9 protein-coding genes are annotated in these 16,081 nt (G+C 66.6%); 5 read left to right on the top strand and 4 right to left on the bottom strand.

Translation table 11 applies throughout. The features are described from left to right. Positions 1–13: 13 nt before the first annotated feature. From nirB to cobA, 3 genes are read left to right on the top strand one after another with little or no spacing between them, the layout of a single operon-like run. On the top strand, positions 14–4,141 hold the full coding sequence (gene nirB, locus CYR32_RS03095; RefSeq protein ID WP_101822489.1) for a nitrite reductase large subunit NirB: 4,128 nt from the start codon (positions 14–16) through the stop codon (positions 4,139–4,141). Continuing rightward, positions 4,138–6,762, top strand: a complete 2,625-nt coding sequence (locus tag CYR32_RS03090) for a nitrate reductase (RefSeq protein WP_101822487.1) — start codon at positions 4,138–4,140, stop codon at positions 6,760–6,762. Before nirB ends, CYR32_RS03090 begins: the two co-directional genes overlap by 4 nt. A gap of 46 nt (positions 6,763–6,808) precedes the next feature. Beyond that, positions 6,809–7,612 carry a uroporphyrinogen-III C-methyltransferase gene (gene cobA / locus CYR32_RS03085; RefSeq protein WP_101822963.1) on the top strand — a complete coding sequence of 268 codons (804 nt, stop codon included), beginning with the start codon at positions 6,809–6,811 and terminating at the stop codon, positions 7,610–7,612. 1 nt (position 7,613) lies between these two features. On the opposite strand, the gene CYR32_RS03080 is transcribed toward cobA, so the two are convergent. From CYR32_RS03080 to CYR32_RS03065, 4 genes are all read right to left on the bottom strand, one after another. Beyond that, positions 7,614–8,165 (bottom strand): YbhB/YbcL family Raf kinase inhibitor-like protein, encoded by a 552-nt coding sequence (locus CYR32_RS03080; RefSeq protein ID WP_101822961.1) that lies wholly within the window; start codon positions 8,163–8,165, stop codon positions 7,614–7,616. A 139-nt stretch (positions 8,166–8,304) separates the two neighbouring features. Next, positions 8,305–9,534, bottom strand: coding sequence for a cytochrome c (locus tag CYR32_RS03075; protein ID WP_101822485.1), 1,230 nt, complete (start codon positions 9,532–9,534; stop codon positions 8,305–8,307). Beyond that, positions 9,531–11,297: a GMC family oxidoreductase gene (locus CYR32_RS03070; RefSeq protein ID WP_101822483.1), complete on the bottom strand. Its 1,767-nt coding sequence runs from the start codon at positions 11,295–11,297 to the stop codon at positions 9,531–9,533. Before CYR32_RS03070 ends, CYR32_RS03075 begins: the two co-directional genes overlap by 4 nt. A gap of 13 nt (positions 11,298–11,310) precedes the next feature. After that, complete coding sequence (locus CYR32_RS03065; RefSeq protein ID WP_101822481.1) at positions 11,311–12,060, bottom strand: gluconate 2-dehydrogenase subunit 3 family protein; 750 nt, start codon at positions 12,058–12,060, stop codon at positions 11,311–11,313. A 363-nt stretch (positions 12,061–12,423) separates the two neighbouring features. On the opposite strand from CYR32_RS03065, the gene CYR32_RS03060 reads away from it, so the two are divergent. Next, positions 12,424–13,872 carry a YchO/YchP family invasin gene (locus CYR32_RS03060; RefSeq protein ID WP_101822479.1) on the top strand — a complete coding sequence of 483 codons (1,449 nt, stop codon included), beginning with the start codon at positions 12,424–12,426 and terminating at the stop codon, positions 13,870–13,872. A gap of 483 nt (positions 13,873–14,355) precedes the next feature. After that, positions 14,356–16,056 (top strand): chloride channel protein, encoded by a 1,701-nt coding sequence (locus CYR32_RS03055; protein ID WP_101822476.1) that lies wholly within the window; start codon positions 14,356–14,358, stop codon positions 16,054–16,056. Positions 16,057–16,081: the final 25 nt, after the last annotated feature.

The raw sequence follows: 16,081 nt of genomic DNA, 5'->3' as shown, positions 1-16,081 counted from the left end.
AGGGGAGAGGGTGATGACACAACGGCTGGTGGTGGTCGGGAACGGGCTGGCAGCACGGCACCTTGTCGAGACGCTGTGCCGCACAGCGCCGGGGCGTTTTGCCGTCAGCGTCATCGGCGCGGAGCCGCACGGCAGCTATAACCGCATCCTGCTCTCCCCGGTGCTGGCGGGCGAGCAGCGGCCGGAAGAGACGTTGCTGCCGGACATGTCTCATGGTGACAACGTCACTTTTTATCACGGTGAAACCGCGCTGCGCATCGACCGGGCGCGCCGCCTGCTGTACACCAGCCAACGCTGCCTGCCCTATGACCAGCTGGTGCTGGCCACCGGTGCACAGCCGCTGCTGCCTGCGGTGCCGGGCGCGGATCTCAGCGGCGTGCTCGGCTTCCGCACCCTGGCGGACGTCGGCCGGATGCTGGCGCATTGCCGCCCCGGCGCCCCGGCGCTGGTGATCGGCGGCGGCATTCTGGGGATTGAAGCGGCCACCGCACTGGCGCAGCGCGGGATGGCGGTAACGTTGTTACACCGTCACGCCGGGCTGATGGAGCGCCAGCTTGATGAACGCGCCGGGCAACTGCTGAGGGCGGATCTTGAGCAGCGTGGCCTGCATATCCTCACCGGCTGCGAAGTGGCGGCGTTCCACGGCAACAGCGCGCTGGAGGCGGTAACGCTGAGCAGCGGCGCGCGGCGGCCTGCGGTGCTGGCGGTGGCCTGCATCGGCACCCGGCCGGAAACGGCGCTGGCTGCGGCGGCCGGGCTGGCGTGCGACCGCGGCATCCTGGTGGATGGCGGGCTTTCGACCGCCGACCCGGCGATCTCGGCGGTGGGCGAGTGCGCGCAGGTCGGCCGCTTCACCGCCGGGCTGGTCGCCCCGTGCCGCGGCCAGGCAGAGGTGCTGGCGCAACGGCTGGCCGGGCAGGCCGGGGCGGCGTGGCAGCCGTCGCTGCTGCCGACCCGGCTGAAAGTCACCGGCATCGCCGCGTTCTCCGCCGGGGAGGTGCAGGCCGCCCCGCACGATGAGGTCCACCATACCTTTGACCCGCTGGCCGGCCACTACCGCCGCCTGCTGCTGCGTGACGGCCGTTTGCGCGGCGTGATCTTTTACGGCGACACCAGTGATGCCGCCGCCTACAGCCACCTGCTGGGGCAACCGGTCAGCGATGACCTGCTGCTCGGCCCACATTCTGAACAACCGGGGGCGGCAGCGGCCGCGCCCCAGAGGAGCACCACGATGAACGATGCACTTTTCCCCGGCGTCCGCCCGGTTCTGCTGGTGGCTGGCCACGGCATGGTCGGCCACTACTTTCTGGAACAGCTGGTGGAGCGCAACCTGCACCGGCGCTACCAGATCATCGTCTGCGCCGAAGAGCCGGTGGCGGCCTACGACCGCGTCCACCTCTCTGAATTCTTCGGCGGCCGCACGGCAGGCTCCCTGAGCCTGGTCACCGACGGCTTTTTCGAGCGCCACGGCATCGAGCTGCGCCTCGGCTGCACGCTGACGGCGATTGACCGCACGCGCCGCTGCGCCGTGGACAGCCTCGGCCGCGAAACCCCCTATGACCAGCTGGTGCTGGCCACCGGCTCCGCCCCTTTTGTGCCGCCGATCCCCGGTGCCGACCGTGCGCACTGTCTGGTCTACCGCACCCTGAGCGACCTGGAGGCGATTGCCGCCAGCGCAGCCGGGGCCGCGCGCGGCGTGGTGATTGGCGGCGGCCTGCTGGGGCTGGAAGCGGCACACGCCCTGAAACAGCTCGGGCTGGAGACCCACGTAGTGGAGTTCGCGCCGCGCCTGATGGCGGTGCAGCTCGATGACGGCGGGGCCGCGATGCTGCGCCGCAAAATCGACGCCCTCGGCGTGACGGTACACACCAGCCATGAGACCAAAAGCATCACCGACGGCAGCGGCGCGCGCCACTGCCTGACCTTCGCTGACGGCAGCACGCTGGAGAGCGATCTGGTGCTGTTCTCCGCCGGTATCCGCCCGCGTGACGCGCTGGCGCGGGAGAGCGACATCGCCGTTGGCCCGCGTGGCGGCATTGTGATCGACAACCAGTGCCGCACCTCCGACCCGGCGGTGTTCGCCATCGGCGAGTGCGCTTTATGGGAGGGCCGCATCTTCGGGCTGGTGGCCCCCGGCTACCAGATGGCACGCACGCTGGCCGCCACGCTGGCGGGCGAGGAGGCGGCCTTTACCGGCGCGGACATGAGCACCAAACTCAAGCTGCTCGGCGTGGAGGTGGCCTCGCTCGGTGACGCCCACGGCAGCACCCCCGGCAGCCAGAGCTACCGCTGGGAAGATGGCCCGTCTGAGGTTTATAAGAAGATCGTGGTCTCCGGGGACGGCAAACGGCTGCTCGGCGCGGTGCTGGTGGGGGACAGCAGCGACTACCCGACGCTGCACCAGATGATGCTGAACGACCTGCCGCTGCCCGCCCAGCCCGCGGGCCTGATCCTTCCGGCTGCCGCCGGTGCCGCCCCGGCGCCTGGCGTCGCTGCGCTGCCCGACAGTGCGCAGGTCTGCTCCTGCCATAACGTCAGCAAAGGGGCGATTCTGGCGGCAGTGGGGAACGGCTGCACCGACATGGCAGGCATCAAGTCCTGCACCAAAGCGGCCACCGGCTGCGGCGGCTGCGCGGCGCTGGTAAAACAGGTGATGGAAACCGGGCTGGCTGCGCAGGGCGTGGAGGTGAAGCGCGACGTCTGCGAGCATTTTGCGTATTCCCGCCAGGAACTTTACCTGCTGATCCGCGCGGGCAACATCCGTACCTTCCACCAACTGCTGGCGCAGCATGGCCGCGGCCACGGCTGTGAGATCTGCAAGCCGCTGGTGGGCTCGCTGCTCGCCTCCTGCTGGAATGACTATCTGCTGGAACCGGCGCACCGCCCGTTGCAGGACACCAACGACCGCTACTTCGCCAACATCCAGAAAGACGGCACTTACTCGGTGGTGCCGCGCATCCCGGCCGGGGAGATCACCCCGGACGGCCTGCTGGCAATCGGTGCGGTGGCCAAAGCGTTCAACCTCTACACCAAAATCACCGGCGGCCAGCGCGTTGACCTGTTTGGCGCGCGGCTGGAGCAGTTGCCCGCGATCTGGCAGCGGCTGGTGGACGCCGGGTTTGAGACCGGCCACGCTTACGGCAAATCCCTGCGCACGGTGAAATCCTGCGTCGGCTCCACCTGGTGCCGCTACGGCGTGCAGGACTCCACCGGCCTGGCGATTGAACTGGAGCACCGCTACAAGGGGCTGCGCTCGCCGCACAAAATCAAGATGGCGGTCTCCGGCTGTACCCGCGAATGCGCCGAGGCGCAGAGCAAAGATGTCGGGGTGATCGCCACCGACAAGGGCTGGAACCTCTACGTCTGCGGCAACGGCGGCATGAAGCCGCGCCACGCCGAGCTGCTGGCAGCTGACCTCGACCGCGAGACGCTGATCCGCACCATCGACCGCTTTTTAATGTTCTACATCCGCACCGCCGACCGGCTGCAGCGCACCAGCGTCTGGCGCGACAACCTGGAGGGCGGGCTGGAGATGCTGCGCGACGTGGTGCTGAACGACTCCCTCGGCCTCGGCGCGGCGCTGGAGCAGGAGATGCAGGCGATTGTCGCGAGCTACCAGTGTGAATGGCAGACCACGCTCGCCTCCCCGGCGCAGCAGGCGCTGTTCCGCCCGTTCCTCAACAGTGACCGGCCGGACGAGGCGGTGGTGCAGGTGCTGGAGCGCGGCCAGCCGCGCCCGGCCGACCTGCCGCCGCCTGAACGCCACGCGCCGGTGGGCGACGGGTGGGAGGAGATCGGCGCGCTGGCGGCGATCCCGGCGGAGAGCGGGCTGGCGGCGCGGCTCGGCGACCAACAGATTGCGTTGTTCCACCTGCCGCAGACCCCGGAGAAGGTCTTCGCCCTGGAGAACCGCGAACCGGGCAGCCACGCCAATGTGCTGGCGCGCGGCCTCACCGGCGACGTGAACGGCGAGCCGGTGGTGATCTCCCCGCTTTATAAGCAGCGTTTCCGCCTGCGGGACGGCCAGAGCCTCGACAAACCGGGCGAGCGCCTGCTCTGCTGGCCGGTGCGGGTGGAAAAAGGGCGCATCTGGGTCTGCCGCCAGCCGGTGACCGACGCGGTGCCGGAGGCGGTATCATGACGGCCGCCAACCCCACTATCACCCATACGACCTGCCCCTATTGCGGCGTCGGCTGCGGCGTGCGTGCGGAGATGCAGGGCGACGCCGTGACCCTCAGCGGCGACCCGCAGCACCCGGCCAACCTCGGGCGGCTCTGCATCAAGGGCAGCCGCCTCGGCGAGACGCTGGATCTCAGCGGGCGGCTGCTGCACCCGGTGCTGGGCGCAGCGCGCGTCAGCTGGGAAAAGGCGCTGGACGCGGTGGCCGACGGGCTGCAACAGGCAATCCGCGAGCATGGGCCGCAGTCGGTGGCGTTCTACGGCTCCGGCCAGTTGCTCACCGAGGATTACTACGTCGCCAACAAACTGATGAAGGGCTTTATCGGCGCGGGCAACATGGACACCAACTCGCGCCTCTGCATGGCCTCGGCGGTGGCCGGCTACAAGCGGGCGCTGGGGGCGGACTGGGTGCCGTGCCGCTACCGCGACCTGGAGCAGACCGATCTGGTGCTGCTGGTGGGCTCCAACGCTGCCTGGGCGCACCCGGTGCTCTACCAGCGGCTGGCTGAGGCGAAACGGCAGCGGCCGCAGATGCAGGTGGTGCTGATTGACCCGCGCGCCACCGCCAGCGCCGATCTGGCTGACCTCCACCTGGCGCTGCGGCCGGGCAGCGACATCGCGCTGTTCAACGGCCTGCTGCACTGGCTGCACCAGCAGAACGCGCTGGATCAGGCGTTTTTGCAGCAGCACACCACCGGCGCAGAGGCGGCGCTGGCCGCGGCGGCGGGCTGGGACCCGGCGCGGGTCAGCGCAGAGACCGGGATTGACCGCGATACCCTGACGGCGTTTTTCCACCAGGTGGCGCAGGCACCGCGCATGATGACGCTGTTCTCGATGGGGATTAACCAGTCCTCGGCGGGCACCGATCAGGTCAATGCCATCACCAACCTGCACCTCGCCACCGGGCGCATCAACACGCCGGGCAACGGGCCGTTCTCCCTGACCGGCCAGCCGAATGCGATGGGCGGGCGCGAAGTCGGCGGGCTGGCGAACCAGCTGGCGGCGCACATGGGTTTCAGCGCGGAGGAGGTGGATCGCGTCGGCCGTTTCTGGGGCAGTGACAACGTCACGCCCGCGCCGGGGCTGAACGCCACCGACCTGTTTGACGCGCTGGCCGACGGCCGCATCAAGGCCCTCTGGATCATGGGCACCAACCCGCTGGTCTCCCTGCCGGATGCCGACCGGGCGCGGCAGGCGCTGGCGCGCTGCCCGCTGGTGATCGTCTCCGAGGTGATGCAGGAGACCGACACCGCCGCGCTGGCGCACATCCGCTTACCGGCGCTGGCCTGGGGCGAGAAAGAGGGCACCGTGACCAACTCCGAACGCATGATCTCCCGCCAGCGGGCGTTTCTGCCGCCGCCGGGCGAGGCGCGCGGCGACTGGTGGATCATCAGCCAGGTGGCGCAGCGGCTCGGCGTTGGCGCGGCCTTTGATTACGCCCACCCGCATCAGATTTTCTGCGAACATGCGGCGCTCTCCGGTTTTGAGAACCACGGCCAACGCGCCTTTGACATCAGCGCGCTGGCGACGCTGACGCAAGAGCAGTATCAACAGCTCACCCCGCAGCGCTGGCCGCTGCCCGCGGTGCCGCGCAGTGAACGCGCCTTCTGGCACCCGGACAACAAAGCGCGGCTGCTGGCGGTTAACCCGCCGGTCTTGCCAGAGGCGGCAGGCTACCCGCTGACCATGAACAGCGGGCGTATCCGCGACCAGTGGCACACCATGACCCGCACCGGCAAAGCCGCCGCGCTGATGCGCCACACGCCGGAGCCGGTCTGCGTGCTCCACCCGGCGGATATGGGGGAGATGGCGGAGGGCGACATCGTCTGCGTCACCTCGCCGCGCGGCTGGCTGCTGGCGCGGGCGAAAGCTGACCCCGGCCAGCCGTGCGGCACGGTGTTTGTGCCGATGCACTGGAATGCGCAGTTCAGCGCGCAGGCGCGGGTCAATGCGCTGGTGGAGGCGCGGGTCGACCCGGTTTCCGGCCAGCCGCAGAGCAAACAGACGCCGGTGCGCGTCGCGCGCTGGCCCGCCGCCTGGCAGGGCGAGCTGTTTCTGCGCGGCACAGAGGCCGCACCGCCCGCGGTGGGTTACTGGAGCCGCGTGACTCAGCCGGGCGTCAGTGACTTTATCCTGGCTGACCGCACCCCGCTGGCGGAGGCGGAGGCCTGGCTGCAACGCCTGTGCGGCGGCGGGCTGCTCATCCAGCAGGCGATGATGGGCGCGGCGCACCACCTGCTCGGCTGGCGCGACGGCGCATTGCAGGCGGCGCTCTACCTGCACCCGCAGCGGGTGCCGGTGCTCGATCGCGAAGCGATTGTCGCTGCCTTCACCTCACCACCGCCGGATGCCGCTGCCCGGCGGGCGCTGCTGGCCGGGCGCGCCGCCGGGGAACAGGTGGCGCGCGGCACCCTTATCTGCAGCTGTTTCGGCATCGGCGAGCTGGAGATCCAGCGGGCGGTGGCGGGCGGCTGTGATTCCGTTGAGGCGCTGGGCACAGCGCTGAAATGCGGCACCCAGTGCGGCTCCTGCCGCCCGGAGCTGAAAAAACTGATCCACTCTGCGGCGCAACAGCCCGCGTAGGAGCCTGACCATGAGCTATGCAAAGATGACCGATAACGCGGCCCGTATGGCCGCCCTGTTGGGCGCGGTGTGCCGCAGCCGGGCAGAGGCGGGTGAGGTGTGGCTGGTAGGGGCCGGGCCGGGGGATGTGGAGCTGCTGACGCTGAAAGCGGTGCGGGTGCTGCAACAGGCGGAGGTGGTGGTGTATGACCGGCTGGTCTCGGACGAGATCATGGCGCTGGTGCCGCCGGGGGCGCTGAAGATCGACGTCGGCAAAACGCCGCACCACCACACCCTGCCGCAGCCGGAGATCAACGCCCTGCTGGTGGCACTGGCGCAGGCCGGGCAGCGGGTGGTGCGGCTCAAGGGCGGCGACCCCTTTGTGTTCGGCCGCGGCGGCGAGGAGCAGCAGGCGTTGCAGCAGGCGGGGCTGCCCTGCCGGGTGGTGCCCGGCATCACCGCCGCGCTGGGCTGCGCCGCCGCAACCGGCATCCCGCTGACCCACCGCGCCTGCGCCCAGTCGGTGCGGCTGGTGACCGGCCATAGCCGGAACGGCGAGCCGGATCTCGACTGGCCCGCGCTGGTGGCCGACGGCCAGACACTGGTGTTCTACATGGGGCTGACCCACTGCGCCGCGCTGAGCCAACAGCTTATCGCCCACGGCATGGCGGCCTCGATGCCTGCGGCGGTGATCGCCCGCGGCACCCGCGCCGACCAGCAGGTTTTCCCCTGTACGCTGGCGACGCTGGCTGACACCGTCGCCCGTGAAAAACCGGCCGCCCCCAGCCTGCTGATCATCGGCGAGGTGGTGCAGTTTTACCGCGCTGACAGCACAGAAATGAGCCGGCAGCAAGCGCTGCCGGTGGCGTAGTTTACTGCCCGAAACGGCCGATAAGCCCGGCGGCCGAGATGGCGTGGCCTTCGAGTTTTTCCAGCAGCGCTTCGCGCGTCAGCCCGGCGGGCAGGGCGTCGGGCGGGAGATCGGTGGCGATCAGGGTGAAGGTGTAGTGGTGGTAACCGGAGCCGGGCGGCGGGCAGGGGCCGTGCCACATCTGCGTGCCAGGGCTGTTTTTGCCGCCGGTGAACCCTTTGCCCTGCGACAGGTCGCCCTGCGCAAAGCCGGTGGCGGTCGGCGGGATGTTATAAGCCACTAGGTGGCTCACCCCCAGCCCTTTGCGGCCTTCCGGGTCAAACACCAGCAGCACCAGGCTTTTGGTGCCGGGCGGCACGTTGCGCCAGCGCAGCGTGGGGGAGAGATTTTCACCGGTGCAGGCGGCGTTGCCCTGCATCGCACCGGCAAATTTCTTCGCCAGCAGCCGGTTATCATCAAAATCCGGGGAGGTCAGGGCAAAGGGGGCTGCTACCGCAGGCACAGCGGCCACCGCCGCCACAAACAACCCGGCCAGCAGGCCGCGCCGGAACATCACAGGCATAGTCTCTCCTTACATCAGGGCTGGGAAAAAAATCAGGTACGCATCAAAAGCATAGGCGAGATTGGCGGGAAGCGGGGGACGGAAAAGGCGGGCACCGGAAAACGCCGCGGCCGGGGCCGCGGCGGCAGGGTTACCGGCGCAGCGGTTCGCGCAGGTCTTTGACATCATCCGGCCCGACCGGCGCGGCAGCGTTGTTCCAGCTGTTACGCACGTAGGTCAGCACGTTGGCGATGTCCTGATCGCTGAGGTAGCGGTCAAACGACGGCATCGACGGCGCGGTCGGTGCCGCGCCGGTCGCCCCGGCGCGTGACCCGGCCAGCACCACGCGGATCATCGAGGTGGCGTTGTCGCTGTTGACCAGCGGCGCATCCGCCAGCCGCGGGAAGAGGCCGGGGATGCCCTGGCCGTCCGGCGTGTGGCAGGCGGAGCAGCGATCTGCGTAGATCGCCCGGCCCGCCACCATGCGCGCGTCGTCCGGTTTCAGCGGCGCGGGGGCCTTCTCCCGGCTGCTCTTCAGCCCGCTCTGTTTCAGGTAGACCGCCACCGCTTTCAGGTCTGCCTCTGTCCAGTGGCGCGACGAGTGATCCACTTCTTCGGCCATCGGCCCGGAGGCGATGTCATAACGGTTGGCTCCGGTTTTCAGGTAGTCCATCAGCTCCTGCTCCGTCCAGCGGCCGATGCCGGTGCGCGGGTCGGGGGTGATGTCCGGTGCCATCCACTCCTGCACCACCGCGCCCTGCAATGCCCGGTCAGTTTTATCGCCGCCGATCAGGTTCTTCGGCGTGTGGCAGGTGCCGCAGTGCCCCAGCCCCTCGACGATATAGGCCCCGCGGTTCCACTCCGCCGATTTATCCAGCCGCGGGCGGTATTCGCCCTTGTCGAAATTCAGCCAGTTCCAGCCAATCAGGCTGGCGCGCTGGTTAAACGGGAAGGGGAGCTGGTTGGTTTCTACCTCACTGTGGATCGGTTGCAGCGTCTGGAGGTAGGCCCAGAGCGCCCGGTTGTCGTCACGCGTGACGCGGGTAAAGGCGGTAAACGGCATCGCGCCGTAGAGGTGGACGCCGCCCTTGCCGATGCCCTCCGACATGGCGCGGTCAAACTCCTCGAACGTCCAGGTGCCGATGCCGGTCTCGCGATCCGGCGTGATGTTGGCCCCCACCAGCCGCCCGAACGGCGTCTCGATCGGCACGCCCCCGGCGTAGGGCTGGTCAGCTTTGGCGGTGTGGCAGGCGGCGCAGTCACCCAGCACCGCCAGGTAGCGCCCTTTTTCCACGGTTTCAAAGGAGCCGTCACCGGCGGCGTGGCATGCCCCGGCACCCAGCAGGCTGAGGCCGGTGCAGAGGGAGAGTAAGGTTTTCATGCGGTGATCATCTCCCCGGGTTTTTTCAGGTAGTAGTGGCGGATGGCGTGTGCCGCCTTGAAGGCCAGCGCGCCCACGGTGCCGGTGGGGTTATAGCCGGGGTTCTGCGGGAAGGCCGAGGCACCGACCACAAACAGGTTCGGGACGCCCCACACCTGCAGATGTTTGTTTACCGAGCTGGTGGTTGGGTCTGCGCCCATCACAAAGCCGCCCACCACGTGTGAGGACTGGTAAGGCGTGCCGTTCCAGTGGCCGTGCATCGGCTGTTCGACCAGCTGGCGTGGGTTCATGCTGCGGGCGATCTCCGCCACCTTGCCGGTGCAGTATTGCGCCATCTTCAGATCGTTGGCCGGGAAGTCGAAGGTGACGCGCAGCAGCGGCCGCCCCAGCCGGTCTTTGTAGGTCGGGTCGAGGGAGAGGTAGTTGGTGCGGGTGGCATAGCTGCTCGCCTCGCAGCCGATCGACATGGTGCTGAGGTAGTTCTCCACCGTGGCTTTCTTCCAGGCGCTGCCCCATTTCGGCGTGCCGGGCGGCACCGGGCGCGAGTTGATCGGTGCCGCGCCAATCGGCGTGACGCGGATGCTGCCGCCGCCGAAGAAGCCGAGGCCGCTGTGGTCGAAGTTGTCGTTGTTGTACTCGTCGATCCCCATGCCGACCGCCCCGGCTCCGATAAAGGTGTTGAAGTTTTTGTCATTGAAAAACATCTGCACGCTGTTGGCGGTCTGGTAGGCGTAGTTGCGGCCGGTGGTGCCCTGGCGGGTCACCGGGTCATACGGCGTGCCGATGCGCGACAGCAGCATCAGGCGCACATTCTCAAAGGTGAAGGCGCTGACAATCACCAGATCGGCCGGTTGCTCCCACTCGTCGCCGGAGGAGTCGATATAGCGCACGCCGGTGGCGCGGCCGCCGCTGCTGTCGGTCAGCACTTCCAGCACTTCGCAGCTGGTGCGCGCCTCAAACCCCTCTTTGCGGATCAGCGCCGGCAACACGGTGGTGATGGCGCTGGCTTTGGAGTAGTTGGCGCAGCCGAAGTTGGTGCAGAAGCCGCAGAAGGTGCATGGCCCCATAGTGACGCCGAGCGGGTTGGTGTAAGCCTGCGAGAGCAGGGCGGAAGGCACCGGGAAGGGTTTGTAGCCGAGGTTGCGTGCCGCCCCGGCAAACAGCGTCGGCGCGTAGGGCTGCGCCATCGGCGGCGTCGGGTATTCGGTGGAGCGCATCCCCTCGAACGGGTTGCCGCCCTCGTGGTGCTCGCCGTTCACATTGGCAGCCTTGCCGGAGATCCCCGCCAGCCGCTCAAACGCGGCGTAGTGCGGCTCCATCTCCGCCCAGTCGGTGCCCCAGTCCTGTAACGTCAGCTCCGGCGGCATCGCGTCTGCGCCGTAACGCTCCAGCAGGTGGCTGCGCAGGCGGAACTCGTGCGGCTGGAAGCGGAAGGTGATGCCCGCCCAGTGGTTACCGGCCCCGCCGGTGCCGTTGCCGGGGTGGAAAGAGCCCCAGCTGCGCATCGGCAGCGCCGTCTGGGAGGGGTTGTTGCGGATGGTGATGGTGTTCTGCGCGGTGCGCAGCATCAGCTCCTGACGTGAGACGTAACGCAGCTCATCGGGCACGGTGGCGACGTTAAAGTCGCGGGCGGTGTCACGCCACGGGCCGCGTTCAATGCCCACCACGTTCAGCCCTTCGTCCACCAGCTCATTGGCGATAATGGCCCCCGCCCAGCCAAGCCCGATCACTACCACATCTGTCCTGGGTAATTTCTTTGCCATACTCACCTGTCCCTTAGCTTTTTATTTTCCATGCGGCACTGCCCTGAATGCTCAACGGCACCAGATCCAGCTTCTGATTATGTTTGCTGACGTAATCGCGGTAGTCGTAACGCGCGCCGGGGAAGCCGAGCATCTTCCACGACACCATGTCGCGGTTGCCGCCGTAGATCGGGTCGGCAAAGAAGCCCTCCATGGTGTTTTGCAGCACCGTAGTGAAAAACAGCGTGGCGTCGATGCCGTCGAGGGTGATTTTCCCGCCCTCCAGATCGTGCAGCACGGCATCCTGTTGGGCGGCCTCCAGCGCGCGGAACGGCTTCTGGTGCTGCGCCCGGCAGTGGGCGTCCAGCGCCGCCAGCCCGAGGCGGTAGCGCTGCTGCGGCACCAGCGGCGACTGGTCGCCCTGTTCCGGCGTGCCCGGCTGGAACGGCCCCTGCATGTAGAGGCGGGCAAAGGTGCCGTAGAAGCCTGCCAGCTGGCGGTCGATAAATACCGCGCAGCCCGCCTCTTTGCCGCCGATGCTCAGGGCATCGGCCGGGATCAGGCGGTCGGCTATCGCTTCCACAGTGGCGGCTTCGTCATCGGTGAAAAAGGCCCAGCCCTGGGTGTCAATGGTGGGCGGGGGGCTGTCATCAAACGGCGACCAGGCAGGCGTGTCCTGTAAGGTCACGGCCCCGGCGACCCGGGCGGCCGCCAGCCCGGCGGAGGCAGCAGTAAAGGTGAGGAGTTGCCGGCGCGTGACGCCGGGCAAGGTTTTCTTGCTCATCAAGGTTCCCTTTTATAAGCACAGCAAGTGTGCGGGCGCAGGCGTCATGCCGGGGGTAGAGAGGCGGGGCGGAGGCAGACGCAAAAAGGCAAAAAGCAGGCCGCAGGGAGCAGGGCACCCGGCGACGCGCCCCCTGAGAGTAGCCACAGAACAGGCAGGGTTGAAATTAAAAAATTCTTAACAAATGTTAAGGGAATTGTTAATTAATTGTTTTAATTGCGTTATTTATACACATCTTGACTGAAAATTGACACTTTTTGACACAACAGCCCCCTGTAAAGAACTGTGATGACTGTCACAGCAATAGTTGTTTTTTTGCTCACTTACGGTAGGATACTTAGCGTGTTGATGATGAAGACTGCAATGAATTTCCTGCCTGCCCCCCTCTCTGGCCGTTACCTGGCCCTGTTGCTCCTGACTTATGCCGGAAGCGCCGCTGCGCTGACGGTAACGTCCCAGCAGCCCGCTGCCCATGCCGATGAGACGGCCCCGGCCGGGGAGAGCAACTCACCTTTTAATACCCTGCCGGCCACCTCGATGGAGAGCAACCTGCCGGAGCTGGGCAGCGCAGCCTCCACGCCGCGCTACACCGAAAAACAGCTGGCCACGCTGGCCAAAACCTTCGGCGAGCAGTACAGCGACAGCAGCAACCAGTCGCTGGGCGAGCAGGCGGGTAACCTGGCGCTGACGCAGGCGGCCAAGCTGGTGCAGAAAGATGCGCAGAGTATGCTGTCGCCCCTCGGCACCGCCAATATCGGCCTGACGGTCAGCGACGGCCGCTTTACCGGCACCAACAGCCAGCTCTTCAGCCCGCTGAATGAGAGCGGCGACCGGCTTACCTACAGCCAGGTCGGGGTGATCGACCAGCCCGACCTCACGCTGGGCAATATCGGAGTCGGGCAGCGCTGGGCCAGAGGCCGCTGGCTGTTCGGCTACAACGCCTTCCTGGACCGCGATTTCGAGCAGGACCAGATGCGCGCCAGCGTCGGGGCCGAGGCCTGGACGGATTACCTGCACCTCTCGGCCAACTACTACCACCCGCTCTCCAGCATGGTGGCCGTGGCGGACAGCGCCACCGAGTTCCGCGGCATGGCGCGCGGCTATGACATCACCACCAAAGGCTACCTGCCGTTCTACCGCCAGCTTGGGGCCTCCCTGAGCTATGAGCAGTACCTCGGCGACAATGTGGATCTGCTGGGCGACGGCGCGCGGCAGTCCAACCCGGTGGCGGTCTCCGTGGGCGTGAACTACACGCCGGTGCCGCTGGTGACCCTGACCGCCTCCCATAAAGAGGGCGAAAGCGGTGAAAATCAGGATCAGGTCGGGCTGTCGCTGAACTACCGGCTGGGCGTGCCGCTGAAACAGCAGCTCTCACCGGCCTATGTGGACGAGGCGCACTCGCTGCGCGGCAGCCGGTTTGATGCGGTAGAGCGTAACAGCACGCCGGTGCTGGAGTTCGAGCAGCGCAAAACCCTGAGTGTGTTCCTCGCCACGCCGCCCTGGACGCTGCATCCCGGCGAAACCCTGCCGCTGAAACTGCAGATCCGCGCGGACTATCGCATCACCGGGCTGAGCTGGCAGGGCGATACCCAGGCGCTGAGCCTGACGCCCCCGGCAGACAATGATGACCCGCACGGCTGGAGCCTCATTATGCCCGCCTGGGACAACACCCCCGGGGCGACCAACAGCTACCGCCTCTCCGTGACGTTACAGGATGAGAAGCAGCAGCGCGTCACCTCGAACTGGATCACCCTGACCGTGGCCCCGCCGCTGACCGCCAACGCGGCACCCCCGACGTTTCCCACCTTCTGATCTTCCCCCCTGATGGGCTTCTGACACGCGCGTGGGCTGACAGCCCACGCCGCCTTTCCGCAATCACCTGTTTTTTATAGGGCTTTTTTCAGCATAAAGCAGAGGTGAACAGGTGAAATTCCAAAATGAAATCTCTCATTTCACCACTATTTCATCCCGTCTTAAGTGAAGTTGCATGGAATTTACCCTTTAAGTTTCGGGCAAGACGTGAGTCTGTTTTGAACTGCGGTCAGCTATTTTACTTCCGGAATAATCGCATTACCCTGTAAGGGCGCTGTGTGACATAGCCGTCCGGCTGGTCACACCAAAAACAGTGAATGTGTGTATCTGAGCGGATACAAAGGGGCCGGACATGCCCGCGCAAGCCCGTCTTCCCCAAATCCGAAAGTTATACAACGCCGGATTGCGATACACATTCCTGCTGTTTTTTATGGCATTATGCCGGACGAAACCTACTAAAAATCCTAAATCCGACGGGCATCTATGACAGCTAAAGTCTTTGATTCGTGGAAGAAGGGTGATGTGGTCAATCTGGCGCTGGCGATCCCGGCCGGGGTTGTCGCGGCACTGGTAACTGTTCTGTTCCGTGAGGCTATCGCCGCCATCGACGGTATGCTGTTTACCAATGGTACCGATATCACCCGCGCTTTTCTGGCGTACCCGCGCTGGGTCTGGCCGCTGATTACCGGCACCGGCGGGGTGGTGGCCGGGGTACTGCTGTGGCAGGCGCAGCGGGTGGAGGCGCGCCGGGGCGCGGCGCCGGACTACCTGGACGTGATCGACAAACGGCTGCCGGGCATTCCGCCGGGCAGCACCCTGTTGCGCGGGCTGTCGTCCCTGGCAAGTATTGCCAGCGGCGGCTCCATCGGCCGCGAAGGGGCGATGGTGCAGCTCTCCGCCCTGAGCGGCAGCCTGCTGGCGCAGGGCGCACGCCTGCCCACCGTGCGGCGCGGCGACATTATCGCCATGGCCGCTGCCGGGGGGCTGGCCGCCGTCTACCATGCGCCGCTGGCCGGGGCGCTGTTTGTCGCGGAGATCGCCTTTGGCGTCACGGCAGTGCAGCGGCTGATCCCGCTGTTTATCTCGGCGGCGGTGGCGGTGTTGACAGTACGCTCCATCAGCGGGGACGCGCCGCTCTACCTTTATGCCGACGCCACCTTTACGCCGGGGGCCGGGGCGCTGGCCACGGTGCTGCTGATCGGCATTGCGGCCGGCATCGCCGGGCCGCTGTTTCTGCAGGCGATCGCCCTGGCACGGCGCGCCTTCAGCCCTATTACGCACCCGGCGTGGCGGCTGGGGCTGGGCGGGGTGCTGGTAGGCCTGGTGGCGATGGTCTCGCCGCTGGTGCTGGGGAACGGGTTTGAGGTGATTGACCTGCTGCTGAACAACGGCGACCTGCACACCTCTTTAGTTGTGTTGTTGCTGCTGAAGGTGCTGGCCACGGCGCTGACCGTCGGCTCCGGCGCGGTGGGCGGGCTGTTTACCCCCTCTTTATTGGTGGGCGCGGCCGCCGGTGCACTGGTCTGTACCTGTCTGCAGGCGATGGGGCTGGACCCCGGCCCGGTGGGGCTGTATGCCGCCCTCGGCATGAGCGCCATGCTGGCCGCCACCAGCCATGCGCCGCTGATGTCAATCATGATGGCCTTTGAGATGACGCTGAACAGTTCGCTGCTGTTCCCGCTGATGCTGGCCACCGCCATCTCTTATGTGGTCGCCAGCACGTTTAAGGCGGCAGGGACCTACCCGGTGCTGAACCGGCACCAGGCGCGCTTTGTGGCGAAAAATGAGTTTGAGACCGGTACCATCGCGCCGCTGATTATACGCAACTGCTCCTACGTCACTGACCGCGCCACCGCAGCGGAAGCGATGCAGGAAGGGCTGAAACAGCGGACGCGCTTTGTGTATGTGGTGAACGGGGAGGGGCGCTTCCTCGGGGTGGTTGCCACCAACGATCTGGCATCCGGGATTATCAATGGGCAGCTCGCTGCCGGGGCGGCCATTACGCCGTTTATCACCACGGAGTTCGCCACCGTCTATCAGGATGCGCCCTATGAGCAGGCGTGGGAGGTCTTGTCCTCTTCCCCGCTGGAACGGCTGCCGGTTCTGGACAATGCCGATAATCGCCACTTATTAGGCGTAATTACCAAAGCGTCACTGCTGCACAAAGCGAAAGAATTTCTCTGAATTGATAATTACTCTCTTTTACAAG

It is taken from the genome of Chimaeribacter coloradensis (genome assembly GCF_002858715.1).
GTDB classification, from domain to species: domain Bacteria; phylum Pseudomonadota; class Gammaproteobacteria; order Enterobacterales; family Enterobacteriaceae; genus Chimaeribacter; species Chimaeribacter coloradensis.
Note: the sequence above shows the minus strand (reverse complement) of the source record. Positions and strands in the feature narration are given on the sequence as shown.